General features: G+C 67.3%; 16 protein-coding genes. 8 read left to right on the forward strand and 8 right to left on the reverse strand.

Features of this window, described 5'->3' with window-relative positions; genetic code table 11:
- Positions 1–34: 34 nt before the first annotated feature.
- Both selD and recQ read left to right on the forward strand, forming a co-directional pair.
- Positions 35–1,084 carry a selenide, water dikinase SelD gene (gene selD / locus B4E96_RS09810; RefSeq protein ID WP_414632690.1) on the forward strand — a complete coding sequence of 350 codons (1,050 nt, stop codon included), beginning with the start codon at positions 35–37 and terminating at the stop codon, positions 1,082–1,084.
- A gap of 64 nt (positions 1,085–1,148) precedes the next feature.
- Positions 1,149–3,041 carry a DNA helicase RecQ gene (recQ, locus tag B4E96_RS09815; RefSeq protein WP_286957399.1) on the forward strand — a complete coding sequence of 631 codons (1,893 nt, stop codon included), beginning with the start codon at positions 1,149–1,151 and terminating at the stop codon, positions 3,039–3,041.
- 107 nt (positions 3,042–3,148) lie between these two features.
- Here recQ and nrfD read toward each other — a convergent pair whose 3' ends face one another.
- The 3 genes from nrfD to fdnG are packed head-to-tail and all read right to left on the reverse strand — an operon-like array spanning position 3,149 to position 8,797.
- On the reverse strand, positions 3,149–4,297 hold the full coding sequence (nrfD, locus tag B4E96_RS09820) for an NrfD/PsrC family molybdoenzyme membrane anchor subunit (RefSeq protein ID WP_286957400.1): 1,149 nt from the start codon (positions 4,295–4,297) through the stop codon (positions 3,149–3,151).
- Between the two features lie 10 nt (positions 4,298–4,307).
- Complete coding sequence (locus B4E96_RS09825; RefSeq protein ID WP_414632697.1) at positions 4,308–5,441, reverse strand: 4Fe-4S dicluster domain-containing protein; 1,134 nt, start codon at positions 5,439–5,441, stop codon at positions 4,308–4,310.
- Between the two features lie 8 nt (positions 5,442–5,449).
- A complete protein-coding gene (fdnG, locus tag B4E96_RS09830; RefSeq protein ID WP_286957402.1) occupies positions 5,450–8,797 on the reverse strand; it encodes a formate dehydrogenase-N subunit alpha in 3,348 nt (1,115 codons plus the stop codon).
- Positions 8,798–8,927: 130 nt separating this feature from the next.
- On the opposite strand from fdnG, the gene B4E96_RS09835 reads away from it, so the two are divergent.
- The 3 genes from B4E96_RS09835 to B4E96_RS09845 all read left to right on the forward strand — a co-directional run bounded on the left by B4E96_RS09835 (position 8,928) and on the right by B4E96_RS09845 (position 14,026).
- On the forward strand, positions 8,928–9,356 hold the full coding sequence (locus tag B4E96_RS09835) for a (deoxy)nucleoside triphosphate pyrophosphohydrolase (RefSeq protein ID WP_102162184.1): 429 nt from the start codon (positions 8,928–8,930) through the stop codon (positions 9,354–9,356).
- Complete coding sequence (locus B4E96_RS09840; protein ID WP_286957403.1) at positions 9,353–12,553, forward strand: DUF3427 domain-containing protein; 3,201 nt, start codon at positions 9,353–9,355, stop codon at positions 12,551–12,553. Before B4E96_RS09835 ends, B4E96_RS09840 begins: the two co-directional genes overlap by 4 nt.
- 222 nt (positions 12,554–12,775) lie before the next feature.
- The gene (locus B4E96_RS09845; protein WP_219722612.1) at positions 12,776–14,026 is read left to right on the forward strand and encodes an ATP-binding protein; all 1,251 of its coding nucleotides are present in this window, start codon (positions 12,776–12,778) and stop codon (positions 14,024–14,026) included.
- A gap of 59 nt (positions 14,027–14,085) precedes the next feature.
- On the opposite strand, the gene B4E96_RS09850 is transcribed toward B4E96_RS09845, so the two are convergent.
- Positions 14,086–16,557 (reverse strand): transketolase-like TK C-terminal-containing protein, encoded by a 2,472-nt coding sequence (locus tag B4E96_RS09850; protein ID WP_286957405.1) that lies wholly within the window; start codon positions 16,555–16,557, stop codon positions 14,086–14,088.
- Between the two features lie 135 nt (positions 16,558–16,692).
- Positions 16,693–17,712: a 1-aminocyclopropane-1-carboxylate deaminase gene (locus B4E96_RS09855; protein ID WP_286957407.1), complete on the reverse strand. Its 1,020-nt coding sequence runs from the start codon at positions 17,710–17,712 to the stop codon at positions 16,693–16,695.
- Between the two features lie 181 nt (positions 17,713–17,893).
- Between B4E96_RS09855 and B4E96_RS09860 the strand changes: the two genes are divergently transcribed.
- From B4E96_RS09860 to B4E96_RS09870, 3 genes are all read left to right on the forward strand, one after another.
- Positions 17,894–18,529 (forward strand): GntR family transcriptional regulator, encoded by a 636-nt coding sequence (locus B4E96_RS09860; RefSeq protein ID WP_286957408.1) that lies wholly within the window; start codon positions 17,894–17,896, stop codon positions 18,527–18,529.
- A gap of 110 nt (positions 18,530–18,639) precedes the next feature.
- Complete coding sequence (locus B4E96_RS09865; RefSeq protein WP_102162179.1) at positions 18,640–18,849, forward strand: hypothetical protein; 210 nt, start codon at positions 18,640–18,642, stop codon at positions 18,847–18,849.
- A gap of 93 nt (positions 18,850–18,942) precedes the next feature.
- A complete protein-coding gene (locus tag B4E96_RS09870; protein ID WP_165884126.1) occupies positions 18,943–19,692 on the forward strand; it encodes a sulfite exporter TauE/SafE family protein in 750 nt (249 codons plus the stop codon).
- Positions 19,693–19,794: 102 nt separating this feature from the next.
- On the opposite strand, the gene B4E96_RS09875 is transcribed toward B4E96_RS09870, so the two are convergent.
- The 3 genes from B4E96_RS09875 to B4E96_RS09885 all read right to left on the reverse strand — a co-directional run bounded on the left by B4E96_RS09875 (position 19,795) and on the right by B4E96_RS09885 (position 24,001).
- Positions 19,795–21,477 carry an alanine/glycine:cation symporter family protein gene (locus tag B4E96_RS09875; protein ID WP_286957409.1) on the reverse strand — a complete coding sequence of 561 codons (1,683 nt, stop codon included), beginning with the start codon at positions 21,475–21,477 and terminating at the stop codon, positions 19,795–19,797.
- 245 nt (positions 21,478–21,722) lie between these two features.
- Positions 21,723–22,478, reverse strand: coding sequence for a type 1 glutamine amidotransferase (locus B4E96_RS09880; RefSeq protein WP_286957410.1), 756 nt, complete (start codon positions 22,476–22,478; stop codon positions 21,723–21,725).
- 146 nt (positions 22,479–22,624) lie between these two features.
- The gene (locus B4E96_RS09885) at positions 22,625–24,001 is read right to left on the reverse strand and encodes an NAD-dependent succinate-semialdehyde dehydrogenase (protein WP_286957411.1); all 1,377 of its coding nucleotides are present in this window, start codon (positions 23,999–24,001) and stop codon (positions 22,625–22,627) included.
- Between the last annotated feature and the right edge of the window lie 21 nt (positions 24,002–24,022).

A 24,022-nucleotide genomic window follows, 5' to 3' on the forward strand; every position in this document is an offset into this window, starting at 1 on the left:
GCGCTCCAACCTACCACCGCCTATACTTGCGTCCATGGCAGAGATGGTTGCGCACTCGTCCTCACCTCGACTGACATCGCTGGCCGCCGGCGGCGGCTGTGCGTGCAAGATCCCGCCCGGCGAGCTCGAAGACGCACTCGCAGCGCTCACCGGACAGACCGGCCCTGATGTGCTCGTCGGCCTCGATGACGGCGATGATGCCGCAGCCGTGCAGATCCGCGGGGATCTGGCGGTGCTCTCTACAGCTGATTTCTTCACCCCGGTCGTCGACTCCGCCTACGACTGGGGGCGGATCGCTGCGGCGAATGCGCTCTCGGACATCTACGCGATGGGCGGGGTGCCGGTCGTGGCGATCAACCTCATCGGCTGGCCGCGCGAGGTGCTGCCGATGGAGCTCATGAGCGAGGTGCTCGCCGGCGGGGTCGCGGTCGCCGAGGAGGTCGGCTGCCCGGTCATCGGCGGGCATTCGATCACCGCACCTGAACCGATCTACGGAATGGCTGTCACCGGGACCGCAGACCCGTCCCGGCTGCTGCGCAATGACGCCGCCGAGGCGGGTCTGCCGATCACGTTGACGAAACCGCTGGGTGTGGGAGTGCTGAACAATCGGCACAAGGCCACCGGCGAGGTGTTCGATGAGGCGATCGAGACGATGACGACACTCAATGCCACCGCCTCGGCTGCCGCACTCGAGGCCGGGGTCACCGCCGCGACCGATGTCACCGGGTTCGGGCTGCTCGGGCATCTGCACAAGATGTGCCGGGCTTCCGGCATCGGCGCGGAGATCGACATGGCCGCCGTGCCGGTGCTCGATGCCGCGGTGCGCAGTCTGGCCGAGGGGTTTGTGCCCGGTGGGACGAGGCGCAATCTCGACTGGGTGCGCACGGAGCTCGACGGCTCCCCTGCTGCCGACGGTTCCCGTTCGGTCGGCACACTCGAGGTGGGTGCCGGGGTGAGCGAGAAGGACGTGCTCATGCTCGCCGATGCGCAGACCTCCGGTGGGCTGCTCGTCGTCGGTGAGCTGCCCGGCCACCCGGTCATCGGCGTCACCCGCGCCGAGCCTGGCATCAGCATCCGGCGGTAGTGCGCACAGCCTGAGTGCCGCTGGAGTCCGAGCGCATCAGGGGCGTCGGCGATAGGTTGGACAGGTGAGCGAATCAGACATCCGTACCAGCCGATCCACAATCACCCGCAGCGCGCAGGAGATCCTCGAAGGGGTCTTCGGCTTTGACGCCTTCCGTGGGGATCAGGCCGAGATCGTCGAGCATGTCAGCGCCGGCGGCGATGCGGTCGTGCTCATGCCCACCGGTGGTGGGAAGTCGCTGTGCTACCAGGTGCCGGCTCTCGTGCGCGACGGCACTGGGGTGGTGATCTCACCGCTCATCGCGCTCATGGAGGATCAGGTCGCAGCGCTGCGCGCCAACGGCGTCCAGGCGGCCTTTCTCAACTCGACGCTGAGCTGGGAGGATGTCCAGCAGGTCGAGGCGGCGCTGCTCGCCGGTGAACTCGACCTGCTCTATCTGGCACCTGAGCGTCTCGTCCAGGAGCGCACGCTGGCCGTGCTGGAGCGCGCACGGATCTCGCTGTTCGCCATTGATGAGGCGCACTGCGTCTCTCAGTGGGGCCACGATTTCCGCACCGACTATCTGGGCTTGGCGGTGCTGGCAGACCGGTTCCCTGGGGTTCCGCGCATCGCGCTGACGGCCACCGCGACGCAGGCCACGCACGCCGAGCTGACCGAACGCCTCCGGCTCGGCGAAGCCCGGCATTTCGTTGCGAGCTTCGACCGGCCCAACATCCAGTACCGCATCGAACCGAAATCCCGGGCGCGTCAGCAGCTGCTGCGGTTTCTGCGCACCGAGCACGCCGGGGATGCCGGGATCGTCTACTGCCTCTCCCGCCGCAGCGTCGAGCAGACAGCGGAGTTCCTGCGCGGCGAGGGCTTGGCCGTGCTGCCCTATCATGCGGGTCTGAGTGAGGTGGAGCGGGCGGAGAATCAGCGCCGGTTCCTCCGCGAGGAGGGCATCATCATGGTCGCCACGATCGCCTTCGGGATGGGGATCGACAAACCCGATGTGCGCTTCGTCGCCCATCTCGACCTGCCGAAGTCTGTGGAGGGCTACTACCAGGAGACGGGACGGGCCGGTCGTGACGGGCTGCCGTCGACGGCGTGGATGGCCTATGGTCTCGGCGATGTCGTGCAGCTGGGCAGGATGATCGACCAGTCGGAGGGTTCGGCGGCGCACCGCCGGCGCCAGCGCGAACACCTTGAGGCGATGCTCGCCTTATGTGAGACGGTCGAATGCCGCAGGGTGCAGATTCTGCGCTACTTCGGCCAAGACGCCAGGCCCTGCGGCAACTGCGATACGTGTCTGCAGCCGCCCCGCACCTGGGATGCGACAGTGCCGGTGCAGAAGCTCATGTCAGCGGTCATCCGCCTCGACCGCCAGCGCGGGGAGCGCTTTGGGGCCGGGCAGATCATCGATGTGCTGCGCGGACGGGTCAGTGACCGTTCGACTGCTTCACGGCATGAGGAGCTGAGCGTGTGGGGCATCGGCGCCGATCTCACCCCGGCGCTCTGGCGTTCGATCGTCCGCCAGCTGCTGGCCCGCGGGCTGCTGCAGGCCCTCGGCGATTACGGGGTGCTCGTCGTCCCGGAGGCGGCTGGTCCGGTGCTGCGCGGTGAGGAGTCTGTGCTGTTGCGCGAGGATGTGCAGAATCCCGGCGGCCGGACTCCTCGGTCGGGCGACGGCGCATCTGCTGGGCCCGGTCGCAGCCGGCACAGCCGAAGCGCTGCAGCAGAGCTGACTGGTGCTGATGCCCAGCTGTTCGAAACCCTGCGCTCCTGGCGCACCCGGGAAGCCTCAAGCCAGGGGGTGCCGCCCTATGTGGTGTTCTCCGATGCGACCCTGGTGGGAATCGTACGCGCCCGGCCCACCGGCTCAGCCGCCCTCAACGAGGTCAGCGGCGTGGGTGCGACGAAACTCGACCGCTACGGTGACGCCGTCCTGGGCATCGTCGCCGAGGCGGCAGCTGACTGAGCTGCCCGGTTTGCCAGGTGCCGTCAGCACAGCCTCCGGGTGCCGGCGGCTCCGAAGGTGGCGGTGACAATCGGGCCTTCCAGCTGCCTCACGGATCGGCAGCCGGTTCACCCGGCTGTCGTGATCGAGTCGTCGGTGATGCCGGCCGCCTGCCGGGCAGCGAGACGGTCCTTCTGCGGTTCGATGACGTGCTTGGGGTCCTTCGTCGACTCCAGGCCAGCTTCGAGCACCCCGAACCGAGTCAGCGCCGAGGCGGCAATGAGCGCCGTTCCCGAGGCGGCGGCGACGAGCCGGTTGCCGGCGAACAGCGTGCCGATGCCGCCGGCGATCGCCAGGCGCTCAGCCCATGTGAGCTTGGCACCCGGCTTGCCGGTCTCCAGCGGCTCTGCTTCGGCCGGGTGCATGTGGTCCTTCATGACGTGCATGGCGACGACATCGCCGACCACACCGAGGGCCGCGAGCGCCCGCGCTGGGGCGGTCTGAGCAGCGGGGGTCGTCACCATCGCAGCGCCGCCGGCAGCAAGACTGGCCGAGGAGACGAACACATACGGCAGATGCTTGCGGGCTCCATGCCAGGTCGGCACGGCGGTGTCGGAGAGCAGCACGGCGGTGTAGGCGGCCAGGGGTGCCGCGAGCACTGCGGCTGCCAGCCCGGACGGCCCTTCAACTCCCCGCAGCACCGGACGCAGCGGGCCCAGCGGCAGCTTCTCACCGGTGAGGCGGTCGATCTCAGAGGCTGCGGCGATTCCCATCGGCGTGGAGAAGCCGGCGAGGATCCAGGAGCCCAGGCTCATCGGCGAGGTGACTTTGACGGTGCGCATCATGTTGAGGAACCGTTCGGGCCGGCCGAGGTCCATGATGAGGGCGGCCGCGCCAGCGCTGACAGCTCCGAGGGCCGTCAGCCGCGTATTGCGGCGCAGCAGCTCCCGGCCGGTCAGCTGCGCGCCGAGAGCCAGCAGCCCGGAACCGCCGGCGAGCCCGCCGAGGAACAGGTAGGTCGAGATCTCATGCCCCCACGGCGGGGCCTTGACGATGGGCCGGCCGTAATACGAGGTGAACTGCGCCTCGGCGACCATCGGCATCTCCCGCGAGCCATCCGCCCCACCGCCTCGGCGGCGGCCGCCGCCGGGACCGGCACCTCGGGCGCGGCCGCGGCCCTGAGCACCGTCGTCGCTGCGGGAGCGGCGGAACAGGTCGCGCCTGCGCCTCCGCGGCGGCTCGGGCGGGCGGTAGGAGTCGAATTCGCTGGTCGTCACGCGCTCTGCCTCACTTCCGGCCCCCGAGGAAGGCGAGCGCGGTCGCCGCGATCATCCCGGCGGCGGCGATGCCGGCGGTTTTGAACATCTGCGGCAGGTCCTTCGTCGCCACGCGCGGGTCCGGCGGCAGGCCGTAGACCTCGGGCTCGTCGAGCAGCAGGAACACCGAGCCGGTGCCGCCGACGCCGTCATTGGGATTGGCGCCGTAGAGGCGGGCTTCGGTCATGCCCTGCGCGTGGAGGTCGCGGACGCGCTGTTCGGCAGTGGCGACCATGTCGGCGCGGTCGCCGAATTTGATCGAGGTCGTCGGGCAGGTCTTCGCGCACGCTGGCTGGTCGCCGGCGACAAGCCGGTCGTAGCACAGGGTGCATTTGTTCGCCGTGCCCGGGTGCGGCACGTCCTGTTCGATCGGCGTGCCGGCGGCGGGGCTTTCGCGTTCGGTCGGGGGGTTGATGGTGCCGTCGTCGCGGCGTTCGATGACGCCGAACGGGCAGCCGGCCACACATGTGCCGCAGCCGTTGCACACATCGGCCTGGACGACGACGGTGCCGAACTCGGTGCGGAACAGCGCGCCGGTCGGGCACACGTCGAGGCAGCCGGCGTGCGTGCAGTGCTTGCACACGTCTGAGGCCATAAGCCACCGGAACTCCGGGGTGTCCGGCGGGGTGAGGTCAGTGTCCCCGATCGTCTCAGCGGCGGCGAGCGCATCGACCTGCCGACCGCCGGCAGCCGACTCAGCGGCAGCCGGTCCACCCGCTGTGGCAGCACCGGGGGTGGGGGTGTCGTTGCCACGGGTGCGCACGGTCGGCATGCCGAGGTTGACGAGCCTGCGGCCGGATTCGCGGGCGGCGGCGATCTGTTCGGCGTCCTGTTCGATGAAGGCGACGTGGCGCCACGTGTTCGCCCCGAGCCCGCCGGTGTTGTCGTAGGAGGAGCCGAGGAGTTCGAGGTTGCCGTCAGCGGGGTTGCGGTTCCATTCCTTGCATGCGACTTCGCAGGCCTTGCAGCCGATGCAGATCGAGGTGTCGGTGAAGAAGCCCTTGCGTTCGTGGGTGTGCTCCCACCCGGTGGCGACGGCAGGGTCGGCGGTGTCGGCCGGAACACTGGTCGCAGCGTTGTGATGCTGTTCGGCCGGTGCCGTCATCGGTGCGCTCATGACGAGCCCTCCTCCTTCTCAGGTTCGTGGAAGCTGTCTGCGGCATCGGCGCCGCCTCCGTCTTCATGGGTGTAGACACCCTGCTGGGCTTCCGGCGCAGTGTCCCACGGGTCGCCGGGTCGGTCATCCTGGTGTGCCTTGTCGGTCATGCGGCCTGCGGCGTCGATGAGGCCGGCGCGGCGCCGGTAGTCGTCGACGAGCTCTTCAAGCTCGGGGCCGCGTGGGCGCCGGCCCGGGATGATGTCGCAGGCACCGGTCTTCGAATCCTGGATGAGGACGTTGGGGTCGAGTGTGATGCCGAGCAGATCGTTGACGGCGTCGCCGACGATGTGCGCCTGGGCCCCGACACCCCAGTGATACGGCAGCCCGATCTGGTGGACGGTGCGCTGGCTGCCGGCTGCTGCACTGCCGACGCTCATCGGAGTCACGCGCTCGGTGACGAGCAGCCGGACTTCGATCGCGGCACGCGGGGAGATGATCGTCGCCCAGCCATAGGGTTCAAGCCCGCGTTCGGCTGCCAGTTCCGGGGACACCTCGGCGAACAGCTCGGGCTGCAGCTCTGAGAGATAGGGCAGCCACCGGCTCATACCGCCGGCGGTGTGATGTTCGGTGAGCCGATAGGTGGTGAAGATGAAGGGGTAGACGCCTGCACCTGCCTGCCCGGGCAGCGGAGCCATGAGGTTGTCCCTGCGGTCGAACATCACTTGGGCCGGGCTGTGCTGCTGGGCGTAGAGCGGATTGGGCACCGGGGATTCCTGCGCCTCGTAATGGGTCGGCAGGGGCCCGTCGACGACTCCGGTCGGCGCGTAGAGCCAACCCTTGCCGTCGGGCTGCATGACGAACGCGTCGGCGCCGGTCAGTGCCGCCGGCCCGCCCTGGGCCCGTTCGGGTACGGCATCTGGTGCCCGGTCGGCTGGGAAGTCGGGGACGTCCTGGCCTGTCCAGCGACCGGCCTCCTCATCCCACCACACGAGCTTCTTGCGCTCACTCCACGGCTTGCCCTGCGCATCGGCAGAGGCGCGGTTGTACAGGATGCGGCGGTTGGCCGGCCACGCCCACGCCCAGTCGGCGGCGATCTCGTCCTGCGCGCTGCCGGGCACACGCTTGTTGGCGTGGTTGATGCCATCGGCGTAGATGCCGGTGTAGAGCCAGCAGCCACCGGCGGTCGAACCGTCGGCCTTCATCTCCAGGTAGGAGCTCAGCGGCGTGCCGGTTTCCGGGCCCGAGGTGTGGAAGCCGTTGATCTCGGCGAGGACCGCCTCGGCGGAGGGGTCGCCGTGCTCATCGACCGGGTAGTCCCAGGTCAGGTCGAGCAGCGGCCGGTCGCGCGGGTCGGTGGAGTCGGCGAGCTTCTCCCGCAGCCGGCAGCCGAGTTCGTAGAAGAACTGCAGTTCGCTCTGCGCATCCCCTGGCGGGTGGACGGCCTGTTCGCGCCACTGCACGAGCCGCTGCGTCTGGGTGAAGGTCCCGGACTTCTCGGTGTGGTTGGCAGCCGGGAGGAAGAACACCTCGGTCTCGATGTCCTCGGTCTTGAGTTCACCGGAGGCGATCTCCGGTCCGTCCTTCCACCAGGTCGCCGATTCGATGAGCTGGAAGTCGCGTACGACGAGCCATTTGAGGTGCGACATGCCCAGGCGCTGCATGCGGCCGTTGGCCGAGCCGACGGCCGGGTTCTGGCCGAGGATGAAGTAACCGTCGACCTCATCTTTCAGCATGCTCATGACGGTCTGGTAGGTGCCGTGTGCACCGGTGAGGCGGGGCAGGTAGTCGTAGGCGAAGTCGTTGTCCGCGGTGGCGGCCTCACCCCACCAGGCCTTGAGCAGGCTGATCATGTAGGTATCAGCATTGGCCCAGTAGCTCTTCTGCTCCTTCGAGCCGATGACGGCCAGGTAGTCATCGAGAGTGTCATGGGTGCCAGCTTTGGGCATCGGCAGGTAGCCGGGCAGCAGGTTGAACAGGGTCGGGATGTCAGTCGAGCCCTGGATGGAAGCGTGCCCGCGCAGCGCCATGATGCCTGAGCCTGGCCGGCCGACGTTGCCGAGCAGCAGCTGCAGCGCAGCGGCGGTGCGGATGTACTGCGCGCCCTGGGAGTGCTGGGTCCAGCCGACGGCGTAGGCGAAGCAGGTGGTGCGCTCGCGTCCGGAGTTCTGCGTGATGGCATCGGCGAGGTAGGCGAAGTCGGCAGCGGAGATGCCGCAGACCTCTTCGACCATCTCCGGGGTGTAGCGGGAGTAGTGACGTTTGAGCACCTGGAAGACGCATCGCGGGTCCTGCAGGGTCGGGTCCTGCTCGGCCGGTTGGGTCGGCGGCACGCCTCGGCGCGACCCATCGGCATCGGCATATGCCCAGGTCTGGGTGTCGTACGTGCCGGTGTCCGGGTCGTAGCCGGAGAACAGTCCGTCGAGATCCTCGGTGTCGGCGAAGTCGTCGCCGAGGATGGTGGAGGCGTTGGTGAACGTCCGGACGTATTCGTCGAAGTACAGGTCGTTTTCCAGTACATGCCGGATCAGTCCGCCGAGCAGCACGATGTCAGAGCCGACCCGGATCGGGACATGCTTGTCTGCGACTGCCGTGGTGCGCGTGAAACGCGGGTCGACGTGGATGACCTTCGCTCCACGGGCCTTGGCTTCAGTGACCCACTGGAACCCGACGGGATGGCATTCGGCCATGTTCGAGCCCTGAATGACGATGCAGTCGGCATTGGCCATGTCCTGCAGGGACTGGGTCGCGCCGCCGCGTCCGAACGAAGCTCCCAGACCGGGAACTGTGGCGGAGTGTCATATGCGGGCCTGGTTCTCGATCTGGATCGCGCCGGCTGCGGTGAACAGCTTCTTGATGAGGTAGTTCTCCTCATTGTCCAGCGTCGCCCCGCCCAGGGAGGCCACACCCATGGTGCGCCGCAGGTGCCGGCCTTCGGAGTCTTTGTCCTGCCAGTGGTTGCGGCGGGCTTCGAGGAACCTCTCGGCGATCATGTCGAGGGCGGTGTCGAGATCGAGTGTCGTCCACTCCTTGGCCTTCGGAGCCCGGTAGAGGACTTCGGTGATGCGCCCGGAGGCGTTGACGAGCTGTTCGCTGGCCGAGCCCTTGGGGCACAGCCGACCGCGGGAGATCGGCGAGTCCGGATCGCCTTCGATCTGGATGACCTTGTTGTCCTTGGCGTAGACAAGCTGGCCGCAGCCCACCGCACAGTAGGGGCACACGCTGCGCGCAACGGTGTCGGCGTCTTCGGTGCGCGGGCGCATGTCCTTCGTCTGTTGGGACGTCACAGCCGGGCCGCGCCCGGTGGTGTCACCGGAGCGGAACTGCCGGAACACCGGCCAGTCGAGGAAGCTGATGCGCGCCATGGCTCAAGACTACCATCGCCGTGCTGCCGCCGACAGCCGCACGCGGCTGCATCGTCTGAGGTCAGGAAGACGATTGAGTGCCTCAGCACGCCTATTGAGCGCAGCTGCCGGGTGGGGTTGAATGAGCAGCATGAACGACACGATCACTGTCGTCGGTGCGATCTTCTCCCGCGGGGAGCAGATACTGGCCTGCCGGCGCGCACCGCACAAGGCTGCGGCTGGCAAGTGGGAGTTCCCCGGCGGCAAAGTCGAAGAGGATGAGACGCCGACAGCCGCACTCGCCCGTGAACTGCGCGAAGAACTCAGCGTCGAAGTCACCGTCGGCGACCTGCTCGTCCGCGAGACGACCCCCGCCTCAGGCGCGGCCCACAGCGACGGCCCGGCAATCGACTTGGCCTGCTATTGGGTGAGCGCCGCCGAGATGCCTGCCGCCAGCGCTGATCATGACGCACTTGTGTGGGTACGTCGCGAGGAGCTCGACAGTCTTGACTGGGCGGCCCCTGATCTTCCGGCGGTCGCGCTGCTGCGCGGCGGTGCGAGCGCAGGTGCGCGCCGATGACCGTCGGAGATCCCCGATCTGGCACCGGTGCCGGATCCCCGGATGGCCTCGTCATCGGTCTGCATGAGCGGGTGCTCGAACGCCGGCTGCAGGAGCTCATCGACCACCGGGCTGATGCCCGCGCAGTCATCGAAGCTGTCGATGAAGCCGATGCACCGCATGTGCTCAGCCGGCATGTCGCGGGCCACCTCGCCTCGGCTCTTGCCGACGCCGAGGAGGACGACCGCGTCGACCTCGTCAACCGGATTCTGCGCCTGCTGCCGGAGAACCCCGACGTCGTACTCGACGGTCCGCACCAGCTGCTGTCCTTCTACCCATCGGACGCTGAGACACCCAGCCGGCCAACGACGCCGCTGTCGGATGTCGCACTCCTGACGAACTCGCCGCGAGATCCGCAGCTGGGCACTGAGCTCAAACGCGAACTGGCAAGCGCGGACCGGGTCGACCTGCTGTGCGCATTCGTCAAATGGAGCGGTATCCGCCTCCTCGAACGCGAACTGGCGCAGCTGCGTGATCGCGGAGTGCCCCTGCGGATCCTCACGACGACCTACATCGGGGCCACGGACCGAAAGGCCCTCGACCGGCTTGCCGATGAGTACGGCGCTGAGATCCGCATCAACTACGAAACCCGGTCCACTCGCCTGCATGCCAAGGCCTGGCTGTTCTATCGCGAGACCGGCTTCGACACCGGGTACGTCGGCAGCTCGAACCTCAGCCGGGCCGCCCTCGTCGACGGGCTCGAATGGAATGTGCGGATATCGCGGTCGGCCACGCCGAGCCTGGTGGAGAAGTTCACGGCAACATTCGACTCCTACTGGAACGCACCGGAATTCGCACCCTACGATCCGCAGCGGGATGCGACCCGGCTCGATGCCGCCCTGCGCGAGGCGCGCGGTGGCCCCGCCGGCGCTGCAGCCGGCACCTCGGCGGGGGACATCGACACGACGCTGCTCGATGTGCGGCCCTATCCGCATCAGCAGATCATGCTCAATGATCTCGCTGCTGAACGGGAGACGCACGATCGGCACCGCAATCTGCTCGTGGCCGCAACCGGCACCGGCAAGACCGTCATCGCCGCTCTCGACTACGCTCGCCTCGCCGGCGCTGACCGCCGGGGGCGCGGCAGTCGTCCCAGCCTGCTGTTCGTCGTCCACCGAGCGGAAATCCTCAAGCAGGCGCTGCATACGTATCGCGATGTGCTCAAAGACGGCAGCTTCGGCGAGCTCTTCGTCGATGGTCATCGACCGACCGACGGAACTCACATCTTCGCGTCGATCCAGTCGATCGGCCGCTCGGCGCAGCTCCAACAGTGGGCCCGGGACCACTTCGACATCATCGTCATCGATGAGTTCCACCACGCCGAAGCACCGAGCTACCGCCGGCTGCTCGACTGGTTCGAACCGCGCGAGCTCCTCGGACTCACCGCCACACCCGAACGCACCGACGGTGTCGATGTGGCGGCAGAGTTCTTCTCCGGGCGCACGGCCAGTGAGCTGCGTCTGTGGGATGCCCTGGAGGCCGACCTGCTCGTGCCGTTCCACTACTTCGGCATCGCCGACAACACCGACTTGAGCTCGATCACGTTCCAGCGCGGGAGCTACGACACCACGGAACTCAGCAAGCTCTACACCGGCAATGACGCCCGCACCCGCATGATCATCGCGGCACTGACCGACACGGTTGTCGATGTCAGCACGATCCGAGCGCTCGGGTTCTGCGTCAGCATCGCCCATGCCGTGTACATGGCGCGGAAGTTCACCGAGGTCGGCATCGTCTCGTACGCGATCACGAGTGAGACGAGCAGAGCGGACCGAGCAGAGCTTCTCAATCGGTTCAGGGCAGGCGAGATCCGCTGCCTGTTCACCGTCGACATCTTCAACGAAGGCGTCGACATCCCTGCCGTCGACACGGTGCTCATGCTCCGCCCCACCCAGTCGGCGACGATCTTCCTCCAACAGCTCGGCCGCGGACTCCGACGCGCGCCGGACAAGTCCGTGCTCACCGTGCTCGACTTCGTCGGCCATCAGAACGCGCAGTTCCGCTTCGACCTCAAGCTGCGCGCACTGACAGGCGCATCGCGTCGGCGGCTCCAACGCGATGTGCAGCAGGGCTTTCCGTTTTTGCCGGCCGGCTCGCAGATCGTGCTGGACAAGGTCGCTGAGGAGGAGATCCTCTCCAGTCTGAAGTCGACACTCAATCTCTCCACCCGCGATCTCGTGCGCGATGTGGCGAACCACAAGCCGGCGGACACCTCGGCGGCCGAATACAGTCTGGCAGCGTATCTGCATGAGGCCGATCGCGGCCTGGCTGACATCTACGGAGGATCCGGGCCCCGGGCCTTCGGCGGTCAGCAGCGGGCCCGCTCGTGGTCGGCACTCAAGGACTGGTCGTTCCCGCAGGCTCGACTTGCGCTGGGTGACGACGAGGTCGCCCTGCTGAGTCGGATGCGGGCGTTCACGCACATCGATGACAATGAGCGGATCGACCGCTATCGCGAACTGCTCGACGGCACGCTGCCCTCCGATGACGCGCTCGCTGCCGACCCGTATGCGGCGATGCTCTTCTATCAGCTGCGACCCACCGCACCGGCAGGCGAAATCGCCGACACGATCAGACGGGTGCGCCGCATGCCGGCGATCGCGTCTGAGCTGCGTGATCTCCTCGAGGTCTGCGAGCAGCAGGCACGCACACTCCCGCAGCCGCTCGCGGGCCTGGAACGCGTTCCTGTCCGCAGCCACTCCCGCTACACACGCGAGGAGCTGCTGGCCGGGTTCGGTCTCGGCACGACGCAACAGGGCATCGCGCCGGGCAACATGCGCGAGGGAGTCAAGTGGATCCCGGCCGCCCAGACCGACGTGCTGCTCGTGACGCTGAAGAAGTCCGAAAGCGACTACTCGCCGACCACGCTCTATCGCGACTACGCGATCTCTGAGACGCTCTTCCACTGGGAATCGCAGAATGCGACGAGCCCCGAAAGTCCCACCGGGCAGCGCTACATCCACCACCGGCAGCAGGGCTCACACGTTGTGCTCTTCGTCCGCGCAGCGAAAGAGGGAGACCTCGGCACGGAGCCCTACATCTGTCTGGGCACCGTTGATTACGTACAGCACTCCGGGTCGCGGCCCATGCAGATCGAGTGGAAGCTCGAGCGGGCGATGCCAGCCGAGATGCTCGTCGCTGCCCGGGCGGTGGCCTGATTGACAGTCGCCTCACCCGACCCGCGCCGGTGCACCGCTGGCCCGTAGCTTTGCCATCGTTACCCGTGCAGGATAGTTGATGAGATCGTTGCAGGATAGATGATGGGAGCGTTGCAGAATAGACGATAGAATCGTTGCAGAATAGATGATCGATCCATATGGTCGTCGTCGACCGAGGCGCAGCAGCCTCAGCAAGACGGCCGCCTCAAGCAGGGGAACGAAGTGTATAAGCAACGGGCCGTTGACCACATCCTCGCTGAGCTGATCAAAGGAATGGGAGCGGTGCTCATCGAGGGCCCGCGCGGCTGCGGCAAGACATCGACGGGTCTCCACCATTCGCGAAGCTCGATTCGCCTTGACCGCTCACCCGAGCTCATCCAGTTGGCCGAACTCAACCCAACGGCACTGCTCGAAGGAGACAGTCCGCGCCTCATCGACGAATGGCAGCTTGCACCAAGCCTGTGGAATGCGATGCGTCATGAAATCGACGACCGACAGCAACAGGGTCAGTTCATCCTTTCCGGATCAGCGCAGCCGGCCTCCGACATCACCCGGCATTCAGGGGCGGGTCGATTCGGGCGACTGCGCATGCGGCCGATGGCACTCGCCGAAAGCGAAGCCTCCTCGTCAGACATCTCCCTCTCAGCGCTCAAGGGTGCGAATACTGTGTCAGCGCGGTCGCCACTGAGCTATCAGGCGCTGGCGGAACAGGCAGTGCGCGGCGGCTGGCCCGGTCTGCTCGGTGTTCCAACACGACAGGCCGTGCTGTTCAATCGGTCGTATTGTGATGATCTCTGTGACTCAGATATCCCTGCCGCTGTCGGCGTTCGCCATGACCCATCTCGGATGCGGAGGGTACTGCAGTCGATCGCTCGAAACATCGCTACCGAAGCGAGCGCACAAAGTCTTCGACGAGATGTGTCGGGCGCCGACGCACCGCTGAACTACGGGACTGTCAACGCCTACCTTGACTCGCTGGAGACAGTGTTCGCGCTGGACAATCTTCCCGCCTGGAGCGTCAATCTCCGTTCGAAGTCGCGATTGCGAACGGCACCCAAGCTCCAACTGGCCGACCCGGCCCTGGCATGTGCAGTACTGGGCATTGGGCCGGATCGGCTGGCCAAGAGTCCTGAATACTTCGGCCAGGTCTTCGAGGCGATGGTCATCAGAGATCTCCGGGCACTCTCAAGCGCAGAATCCGGTCAGGTCTACCACTATCGCGACAACACCGGTCTCGAGATCGACGCCATCATCGAGTATCCCGACGACGGCGCTTGGGGTGCCTGCGAAGTCAAGCTCGGACGGTCACAAGTCGAGGCCGCTGAACGCAATCTCATCAAGCTGCGCGATGAGCGCGTGGATCTCGATCGCATCGGCGAGCCGGCATTCCTCGCGGTCGTGACCGGCACAGAATTCGCTTACACACTGCCGAGCGGCGTGCACGTCATCCCGCTCGGCACACTGGGAATCTGACGTCCCCACACGTCCCCGCGGGGACGCCGATCCTGCCGCTGAGCGTCCCCACGAAGACGTCACCGGCCCAGCAGATCGAGAGCAGCCGAGGCGATCGAGGCGGTGTCGATGCCGTGGATCGCATAGGCCTCCGACACCGAGGACGCCTGACCGAATTCGGTGACGCCGAGGTTGCGGGCACGATCCCCGCGCACGCCAGCGAGGAACGACAGCGTGTGCGGATGCCCGTCCATGACGGTGACGAGCGGAGCGGGGTGTTCGGCGGGGAGGAGCACGTCGACGATGCTCGTCGCACCCATTCCGGTCTGCGCACCGCCGAGCCGTCCGCGGGCCTGCAGTGAGCGGAACACGAGGCTCGGGCTCGTGATGCACACGACGCCGGCCTTGAATCCGCGCTCCCTGAGATACTCTGCGGCTTGGCACACCTCGGTCATGATCGCCCCGGCGCCCACGAGGGTGATGTCGTCCTCAGCCGCCGGGTGAGGGCTGAGCCGGTAGCCGCCGGAGATGACCTGCTGGCGGCGGCGCTCACGCTCGATCTCATCGCCGGGCACCCGGGCGAGTCCCTGGTCGACCGGTCGGGTCGACAGCCGGAAGTACGCCGAGTGGCCGTCGTGCCGGCCGATGTGGCGCATCGCTTCGAGCAGCGTCCATTCGAAGTCCTGCGCGAACGCCGGCTCCCAGCTCGTCAGCCCCGGGATCTCCAGCGTCACCGACGGGGTGTTGAACGACTGATGCGCCCCACCCTCAGGCGCCAGCGTCACACCGGAGGGCGTGCCGACCATGATCGACTGCCCACCGGCATATAGGCCGAAGGTCCACGGTTCGAGTGCCCGGTTGATGAACGGGTCGTAGATCGTCGCAACCGGGATGAGCGGCTGACCCCAGCGCGAGAAGGTTGAGCCGAGCTCTCCTGCCAGGGAGACGAGGTTGACCTCGGCGATGCCGAGTTCGATGTGCTGGCCGCTGAAGGCCTCCTGCCAGCGCAGCACCCGCTCACGGTCATCGGCGAACCAGTCCTGCCGGCCGGCGATCGACCACACGCCGGTCTTGTTGATCCAGCCGCCGAGGTTCGTCGACGTCGCCACGTCGGGGCTGAGGGTCACGACCCTCTCCGCGAGCTCGGGTTCGGCCCGCTTGAGATCCGAAAGCACCCGGCCGAGTGTCGCCTGCGTCGAAGTGACGGCCTTGTGCGCATACCCGAGTTCGGCCGGCACCTGGCCCACCTCGTGCACGGGTGCCGGCGGGCGGGTGAGCCGCTGTGCGGTCGAGCGGCACACCTCGGCGGCGGCCGAATCGGGGGCGAAGCGCACCCACGGATCCTCCAGCGAGGTGCCCGAGAGCTCGGCGAGCTCGCGCATCTGGCTTTCGGTCAGCTGGGCGGCGTGGTTGTTCGGATGTCCCTCGGTGGCCAGCCCGCGGCCCTTGATGGTGTAGGCGAAGATGACGGTCGGGCGGGTGTCGTCGATCTGCCGGAACGTGTCGATGAGCGCGGGGATGTCGTGGCCGGCCAGGTCGCGGATGACCTCGGCGAGCGCGCGCGGGCTGAGTGAGTCGAGCAGGTCGCGCAGCACTGCGGCCTCGTCGGCAGCGAGCCCGGTGAGCATGCGTTCGTGCAGCTCATCGGGGTGGCTGCGCAGCAGCCGCTGGTACTCCTCGTTGGGCATCTGCTCCATGCGGCGGGCGAAGACCTCCCCGCCCGAGGCGGTGAACAGCTTCTGGATGCGGGTGCCCCATTTGCACGTGAGCACCTGCCAGTCGGCGGCGGCGAACATGCCCTGCAGGCGCTGGATCTGCACATCGGGGATGACGCGGTCGAGTGACTGGCGGTTGAGGTCGACGATCCACACGACGTTGCCGAGTCCACGCACCTCCGGGTCGATGATCGCCTCCCAGACCGCGCCTTCGTCCATCTCGGCATCACCGAGCAGGGAGATGAAGCGGCCGGCCTCCGGGGTGTCGGGGAACCGGTCGCGCAGGTAGCGGTGCGACAGGGCCGCCCAGATCGGGGCGGTCGCACCGATGCCGACCGAGCCGGTGGAGAAGTCGACGGTGTCGGGGTCCTTCGACCGCGACGGGTAGGGCTGCAGGCCGCCCTTGGCGCGCAGCGAGGTGAGGTAGCGTTCGTCGAGGTCGCCGAGCAGGTAGTTGATGGCGTGCAGCACCGGGGAGGCGTGCGGTTTGACCGAGACGCGATCGGCTGCGGTGAGCTCGCGGAACCACAGCGCGGTCATGATGCCGACCATCGAGGCCGACGACGCCTGATGCCCGCCGACTTTGACGCCGTCGGTGTTCTCACGGCCCCGGTTGGCCGCGTCGATCATCGCGGTTGAGAGCCACAGCACCCGCTGGGCGATCTCGTCGAGGACGGACGCGCCGGTGGCCGAGGCGGAGGCAGAGAGCGGGCGGGAGTTCACGCTCGGCGGGTCGAGCTGGGTGGAGGTCTCGAACTGCTGACGGTCCTCAGCCTGATCGTCGGCGGGGTTGTACTGGGCGCCTGCGGCCTGGGGGTTGTCGGGGTTGGGCTGCATTGCATCTGTCCTTCGCTCGGCGGCGATGTCTCGTCTACGGTAGAGACTACCCGCCGGGTGGGTGGCATCAGCCACATGGGACAACGGCAGGCGGGTGTGCCCCTTCCTGGCGTTTCCGCACCGGCTGTGCTGGGATCAGTCGAAGATCGAGCTGTAGGCGTTGAGGGCGAGCTGCCCGCCGAGGTGGGCGTAGAGGACGGTGGAGTCCTCGGCGAACTCCCCGGCCTCGGCCAGGCCGATGAGGCCGGCCATCGACTTGCCTTCGTAGACGGGGTCGAGGATGACGCCTTCGAGTTCGGCGGTCGTACGGATCGCAGCGATCGTCGAATCGTCTGGGATGCCGTAGGCCGGGCCCTCCCAGCCGGTGCGGATGTCGATATCGTCATCGCGCAGCTCGCGGTCGAGGTCGATGAGACCGGCGGTGTGGCGGGCGATCCGACCGACCTGGTCGCGGGTCTTGTCGATTGTGGCCGAGGCGTCGATGCCGATGACCTTCCGCTTGACGCCGGTCTGCTCCTCCAGTAGCGCGAACCCTGCGATCATCCCGGCATGTGTCGAGCCGGTGACGGTGCACACGACGATGGTGTCGAAGACGATGCCGAGCTCCTTCTCCTGTTCGGCGACTTCGAAGGCCCAGTTGGCGAACCCGAGTCCGCCCAGCGGGTGCTCGGAGGCACCGGCCGGGATCGCATAGGGCTTGCGGCCGTCGGCTTCGAGTTCGGCGATCGCGTTCTCCCAGCTCGACCGGATGCCGATGTCGAAGCCGGCCGGGTCGAGGCGCACATCGGCACCGAGGATGCGGGAGAGCTCGATGTTGCCGACCTTGTCGTTGACCGGATCATCCCAGTCGACCCACTTCTCCTGCACGAGCCGGGCCTGCAGGCCCAGGTGCGCGGCGATGGCGGCGACCTGGCGGGTGTGGTTGGACTGGTAGCCACCGATCGAGACGAGCGTGTCGGCCCCGGAGGCGAGGATGTCGGGGACGATGTACTCCATCTTCCGCGTCTTGTTCCCGCCGAAGGCGAGTCCGGAGTTGACGTCTTCGCGTTTGGCCCAGATCCTGCCGGCGCCGAGGTGGTCGCTGAGTCGCTGCAGCTGGTGCACCGGGCTCGGTCCGAAGGTGAGGGGGTACCGCTCGTAGTCACTGAGTGCCATAGCCTGGGATCCTTCCGTTCGGCGGCCGCTTCTCCCGCCGGTCCGGCACATCGGTGTGCTGGCACCAGCAGGTCAATATGCAATATATTGCATATCCAAAGGGGGTAGGATGTCAACTGGTGAGCAGGGAATGCTGCCGATGTGAAGGGAATCTCCAGCTGGTGGAGGTGAGAGGGTGCCGGTGCCGGCGACGCAGGGGCTGCCGCGGCGTGCGCTGCTGCGCGATGACGTCTACCAGGCGATCCGCGATGCGATCGTGCGCGGGGAGCTGCAACCCGGTGAGCAGTTGCGCGACACCGAGCTCTCCGCCTGGCTCGGCGTCTCCCGCACCCCCATCCGCGAGGCGCTGCTGCGCCTGAGCCGCGCCGGTCTCGTCACCGCTGAACCCGGTCGCGCCACCCGCGTCACCGCTGAGGATCCGGCCGCGATCGCCGATGCCCAAGCTGTCGCCGCCGCCTTGCAGGCGCTGGCAATGTCACTGGCCGCGCCCCGCCTCGGGCCCGGTGAGATCAGCCGCATGGAGACCGCCAACGGCGAGCTCACCGCAGCCCTGGCGGCAGGCGATGCCGAGGCGGCGATCGCTGCCGATGACGCTTTCCACGCCGTGGCGATCGAGCAGGCGGCCAACCCGATCCTCGCCGAGCACCTCGAGAGTGTGACGCTCATGCTCCGCCGCGCTGAGTTCCTGCACTTCGATGCGATGAGTGACGCCTCGGTCCAGCAGCATGCGCGCATCGTCGCAGCCCTGCGCGGTGGGGATGCTGAGGCCGCTGTCGAGCTCACCCGACTGAACTGGCTGACGATCATCACCGCCTGAAGCCGTCTCATCCACAGTCCGGTAGGTGAACGCATTCTTGCCCCCGCGCTGGTGAGAGGCGCTTAATGGACGGACATAAGTGTGCATCGAGTTCTGCCAGGAGGTGCGTCATGATCGTCATCGCCATCATCATTCTGGGTCTTCCGTGCGTCGGCCTGTATTTCCTCCTCGGACGATTCATCTGCCCGCGCCGTGAGCGCCTGCCTTTGAACCGCATGGATTCGACCGCGCTCGCCCAGACGATCACCCGCGGCTGGAACGCCATCCCGGTCGGACCGGCCGCCTCGATCGGCTTCACACCAGTGCTGCCGCAGCGCTGAGGCCCGCGCCGAGGCACACGGCCGGCCCACTGGCCGTTGCCTGCGCGCCGGTGCCCGCCGCATCGGTCCCGGGGCCGGAGCTAGGATTGCCGCATGACCTTGGGCATCGTGGCAGCCACCCTCGCAGCCGTCTTCCTCGGCGCGACCCTCCAGCGGCTCTCAGGCACCGGTGTCGGCCTCGTCGTCGCCCCGGTGCTCGCACTTCTCATGGGCCCAGCACTCGGGGTGTTCATGGCCAACGCCACGACGATGCTCTCCGGCACCATCATCATGCTCGCGGTCCTCCGCGACGTCGACTGGCGGCGCTACCTCATCTTCCTGCCCGCCGGCATCCTCGGCGCGATTCCGGCCGCACTGCTCGTCCGCGCGCTGTCTGCGGCCTGGCTCAACATCGTCATCGGCCTCGTCGTGCTCGCAGCCCTTGCCCTGACCTTCGGCACCCCACGCGTCCCGCACATCCGCTCACCGTGGCTCGCCGCCGCCGGCGGGGCGGCCGGGGCGTTCCTCAACACCTCGGCCGGGGTCGCCGCACCCGGAATGGTCATCTACGCTAAGTTTGCTCGCTGGTCGCAGCGCTCGTTCGCCGCCACGATGCAGCCGACGTTCGCGACCTTCGGGGCCCTGTCGGTCGGTTCGAAGCTCGCAGTCGGGGCGATGACGATCGACCAGCTGCCGCCGTGGTGGCTCTTCCCGGTCATCTTCGCCGCTGTGGGCCTGGGCATCATCGCCGGCGGGAAGCTCGCGAAGCTCGTAACCGCCGAGGCAGCCCGCAGGCTGGCGATCACGCTCGCCGGCGCCGGGGCTGTAGTCGCGCTGGTACGCGGGCTCGTCATGCTCAGCTGACCCACCGTGCCCGAGGCGGTGGGCACCGGTGCGTGAAAGCCGCGAGGCGGGCAGACGATCCCTCGTCTGCCCGCCTGGTGCGTGGTGTCAGCTGAGTGCGGCTCAGATCTTCCGGTCGGGGTCGTCGAGCGCGTCGACGTCGACACCGCGCTTGCGCTGGGCGCTGCGGAAGCCCGAGCGCACGCGCTTGCGGTGCTCGCGGGCCTTGTGGCGGCGGGTCTTCTCCCGCTCGACCTGCTCAGGGGTGGGCTCGTGGTCGCGCAGACCGACCTGCAGATCCTCGGGCACCTCGCTCATCGTGCCGACGGCGACCTTCGTCTTGTGCCGGATGATCTCCATCCGCACGATCTTCGACAGGAAGTACAGACCCAGCAGGTTCGGCACTGCCATGAGGAACAGGGTGGCATCGGAGAAGGCGACGACGCTGTCGAGCGAGACAGCCGAGCCGACGACCACGGCGGCGACCCACACGAACTGGAAGATCTTCTCAGCCACGACCGAGTTCTTCGTCAGGTATCCCAGTGCCTTCTGTCCGTAGTAGGCATAGGAGAGCACCGTCGAGAAGCCGAAGAGCACCACGGCAACGGTCAGCAGGTAAGGGAACCAGGCAGAGACGGTCGCGAACGCCTGGCTCGTCAGGGCCACACCGGCGCCGGTCGAGCCGTCGCCGGCATCAGCCTGGTACAGGCCGGTGGTGATGATCGCCAGGGCGGTGAGCGTACAGATGATGACGGAGTCGACCAGCGGCTCCCACATCGCGGTGAAGCCCTCGGTGGCCGGTTCATCGGTCTTGACTGCCGCGTGGGCCATACCGGCGGTGCCGACACCGCCGACGTTGGAGAACAGCGCACGCTGGATGCCGACGATCGCCACGCCGACGATGCCGCCGGCCACGCCCTCCCCGGTGAACGCGCCTTCGATCATGAGCCAGAAGGCGTGCGGGATGTTGGTGATGTTCATCGCGAGGATGATGAGCACAGACACGGTGTAGAGGATCGCCATCGCCGGGGTGATCGCCGAGGTCCATTCGGCGATCTTCTTGATGCCGCCGATGATGACGAAGCCGGCCACGAGCGCCATAACGAGGCCGATGAGCCACAGCTTGTCGGCCAGGAAGCTCGAGTCACCGCCGGTGGAGTCGACGATGATCGCTGCGACCTGGTTGGCCTGGAACAGATTTCCAGCGCCGAACACGCCGATGAGGGTGGTGAGGGCGTAGAACACGGCGAGGAACTTGCCCAGCCGCGGCCAGCCGACCTCAGCCAGGCCCTCACGCAGGTAGTACATCGGCCCACCGGAGGTCTTGCCGTCGCCGGTGATCTGGCGATACTTCACACCCAGGGTCGCCTCGGCCATCTTCATCGACATGGCCAGCAGGCCGAAGATGATGATCCACAGTGCCGCGCCCGGTCCGCCGATCGTGATCGCGACTGCGACACCGGCGATGTTGCCCAGGCCCACGGTGCCGGAGAGCTCGGTGGCCAGCGCCTGGAAGGACGAAACCTCACCGGGGTCGGTCTTGCGGGTGAACTTGCCGCGGATGACGCGCAGCGAGTGCTTCAAGCCGGTGATCGGCTGGAAGCGCAGGAAGACGGTGAGGAAGATCGCTCCGACCATGAGCCAGACGACGATGAGCGGCAGACCGACTCCGAAGATCGGGATCTCGAAGAAGACGATGAATGACAGCCATTCGGCGAATGGGGCGAAGAGACCGTCGATGAACTGGTCAACGGAGGAGCTGGACTGGTCAGCCGCTCCGGCGAGAACGGCAGGTGGAGCAATCATATTCATGTTGTCGGGCGCGTGGTAGACGTACGGCCAAAGGGTCGGTTCGGCTGCGGCGCCAGTGTGCAGAGTAGCAACTCAGGCATTGCCAATCCAATGCTCAGGCTGGAAACGACGCCTATTCGTGACGCGGAATGCGGCAGTTTCAGGACTGGCCGGGTTCATCTGCGGCGTTCCGCTGGACCCGTCACCCCCGCCGTTCCACCGCTGCGGCAGCACCGCCGTCATCGGCTGCGCAGCGGTGATCACCTGCGCAGATAGTCGACGAACGCCGCCGCCAGCGGAGCCATTGCGGCCTCCACCTCGGGCTCGGCGTTCGCGATCTCCGCAAGCACCTGCTCGCGTTCCCTGCCGCACCACACCGGCATCGACACATCGGCTCCCCACCCCCGCGCCTGCTCTGCTGTGGTCTCGGGATGGAACTGGGTGCCCCACGCCTGACCGATCCGGAACGCCTGCACAGGTGCGTCGGTGCCGTCGACGAGGTGGACCGCGCCCGGCGGCAGGCCCATCTCCTCCTGGTGCCACAGCACCGCAGGCGCCGAGGCGGGCATCGCTGAGAAGACCGGGTCGCCTGCGGCTTCGGGCCGGGCGGCGACGATGTACGCCCCGACCTGCGGGACGCGGCGGCGGCGCAGCTGCCCGCCGGTGGCTGCGGCGAGCAGCTCGCCGCCTAAGCAGATGTTGAAGCTGGGGAATGCACCCTCGGCTGAGGCAGCGAGCAGGCTGCGCACATGCGGGAACCACGGGTTGTCCTCATCATCGAGCGGGCCGGCGGCTCCGCCGAGGACGATGAGGGCGTCGTAGGCGGCGCACAGCGCAGCGGCATCGGCAGGCAGCGGCGGGCCGGGGTCGCCATGTTCGGACCCGGGGTCGGCATGTTCGGACCCGAGGTAGGGGCGGGCGACGATGAGCTCGGCACCTGCGCGTTCGAGCCAGTCGCCGAAGCGCCGGGCATCCGTGCCGGCTTCGTGTTCGATGACGAGGATCCGCAGTGACATGTCTCCACAGTAGCGCCCGGGGCAGCATTCATCGGCAGGTCGTGGGCACCCTTCTGACGTCAGCCGGCCGGCAGGCGCAGACGGGGCTCTCCTCCAGATGAAGGGGAGCCCCGCTGGCAGTTCAGCTCAGCGCTGTGCCGCAGAGATCAGTCGGCGACGTAATACATGCGCTTGTTGACGAACTCGTCCATGCCCAGCGGGCCGAGTTCGCGGCCGAAGCCGGAGCGCTTGACGCCGCCGAAGGGCACCTCGGCGCCCTCCCCGGCTGGGGTGTTGACGTTCGACATGCCGACGTCGAGCTGCTGGGCGATCTTCTCCGCCCGGGCCTTGTCCTTGGAGAACACCGCGCCGCCGAGCCCGAAGTCGGTATGGTTGGCCAGCGTGAGCGCCTCCTCATCAGAGGACACCTTGTACACGACGGCGACGGGTCCGAAGAGCTCCTCGCGGTAGGCCTCCATGTCGCTGGTGACATCGGTGATGACGGTCGGTGCGTAGTAGGCGCCGTCGCCGCGCGTGCCGCCGGCGCGCAGCGTCGCGCCGTCCTTGACGGCCTGCTGGACCTGCGCATCGAGCCGATCAGCGGCCTCCTTCGACGACAGCGGCGTGTAGGTTGTCTCGTAGTCATCGCCCGGCCCGCCGGGTCTCATGCCCTCAGCGAGGCTCGTGAGCTCGGAGACGAACTCGTCGTAGATGTCGTCCATGACGATCATCCGCTTGTTCGAGTTGCAGGCCTGGCCGGTGTTGTACATCCGGGTCTCCCAGGCGGTCTTCGCCGCTTCCTTGACGTCATCGGTGTCGAGGATGACGTACGGGTCGGAACCGCCGAGTTCGAGCACGGCCTTCTTCAGGTGCTTGCCGGCCAGCGCACCGACGACGGAGCCGGCCCGTTCGGAGCCGGTCAGCGAGACGCCCTGCACGCGCGGGTCGGCGATGATCTCTGCGATCTGGTCGTGGCTGGCGAAGAGGTTGTTGTACACGCCTGCCGGCACGCCAGCGTCGTCCATGATCTGCTGGATCGCCTGGGCTGAGCGCGGGCAGATCTCGGCGTGTTTGAGGATGATGGTGTTGCCGAGCATGAAGTTCGGGGCGGCGAAGCGGGCGACCTGGTAGTAGGGGAAGTTCCAGGGCATGATGCCCAGCAGCACACCGATCGGGCGGCGTTCGACGTAGGCCTTGCCCTCGGAGAAGGTCGGGATCTCCTGGTCAGCGGCCAGCGTGGGACCGTTGTCGGCGAAGTAGTTGAAGATGTCGGTGCAGTATTCGGCTTCCTCAACCCCTTCGGGCAACGGCTTGCCCATCTCGTCGGCGATGATCTGGGCGAGCTCGTCCTTGCGCTCGGTGAAGAGCTCGGCAACGCGCTTGACGATTTTCCCGCGCTCCTCGATCGGCATCTCCCGCCACGACTGGTAGGCGGTGTGGGCGCGGTCGAGGGCGGTGTCGACGTCGGCCTGGCTGGCGGTGTCGAAGGTCTCGACGATCTCGCCGGAGGCGGGGTTCTGCACGCGGTATCCTGCGCTGCTCATGGGGTGTCCTTTCGGTTCGGC

The organism is Brevibacterium sp. UBA7493 (genome assembly GCF_002479565.1).
GTDB lineage: Bacteria > Actinomycetota > Actinomycetes > Actinomycetales > Brevibacteriaceae > Brevibacterium > Brevibacterium luteolum.

What these genes read in the sequence shown, in the direction of transcription:
- selD (WP_414632690.1), top strand. Translation starts at nt 35, where the DNA reads ATGGCAGAGATGGTTGCGCACTCGTCCTCACCTCGACTGACATCGCTG.
- B4E96_RS09825 (WP_414632697.1), bottom strand. Translation starts at nt 5,441, where the DNA reads ATGACGGCACCGGCCGAACAGCATCACAACGCTGCGACCAGTGTTCCG.
- B4E96_RS09835 (WP_102162184.1), top strand. Translation starts at nt 8,928, where the DNA reads ATGAACGACACGATCACTGTCGTCGGTGCGATCTTCTCCCGCGGGGAG.
- B4E96_RS09840 (WP_286957403.1), top strand. Translation starts at nt 9,353, where the DNA reads ATGACCGTCGGAGATCCCCGATCTGGCACCGGTGCCGGATCCCCGGAT.
- B4E96_RS09850 (WP_286957405.1), bottom strand. Translation starts at nt 16,557, where the DNA reads ATGCAGCCCAACCCCGACAACCCCCAGGCCGCAGGCGCCCAGTACAAC.
- B4E96_RS09855 (WP_286957407.1), bottom strand. Translation starts at nt 17,712, where the DNA reads ATGGCACTCAGTGACTACGAGCGGTACCCCCTCACCTTCGGACCGAGC.
- B4E96_RS09865 (WP_102162179.1), top strand. Translation starts at nt 18,640, where the DNA reads ATGATCGTCATCGCCATCATCATTCTGGGTCTTCCGTGCGTCGGCCTG.
- B4E96_RS09870 (WP_165884126.1), top strand. Translation starts at nt 18,943, where the DNA reads ATGACCTTGGGCATCGTGGCAGCCACCCTCGCAGCCGTCTTCCTCGGC.
- B4E96_RS09875 (WP_286957409.1), bottom strand. Translation starts at nt 21,477, where the DNA reads ATGATTGCTCCACCTGCCGTTCTCGCCGGAGCGGCTGACCAGTCCAGC.
- B4E96_RS09880 (WP_286957410.1), bottom strand. Translation starts at nt 22,478, where the DNA reads ATGTCACTGCGGATCCTCGTCATCGAACACGAAGCCGGCACGGATGCC.
- B4E96_RS09885 (WP_286957411.1), bottom strand. Translation starts at nt 24,001, where the DNA reads ATGAGCAGCGCAGGATACCGCGTGCAGAACCCCGCCTCCGGCGAGATC.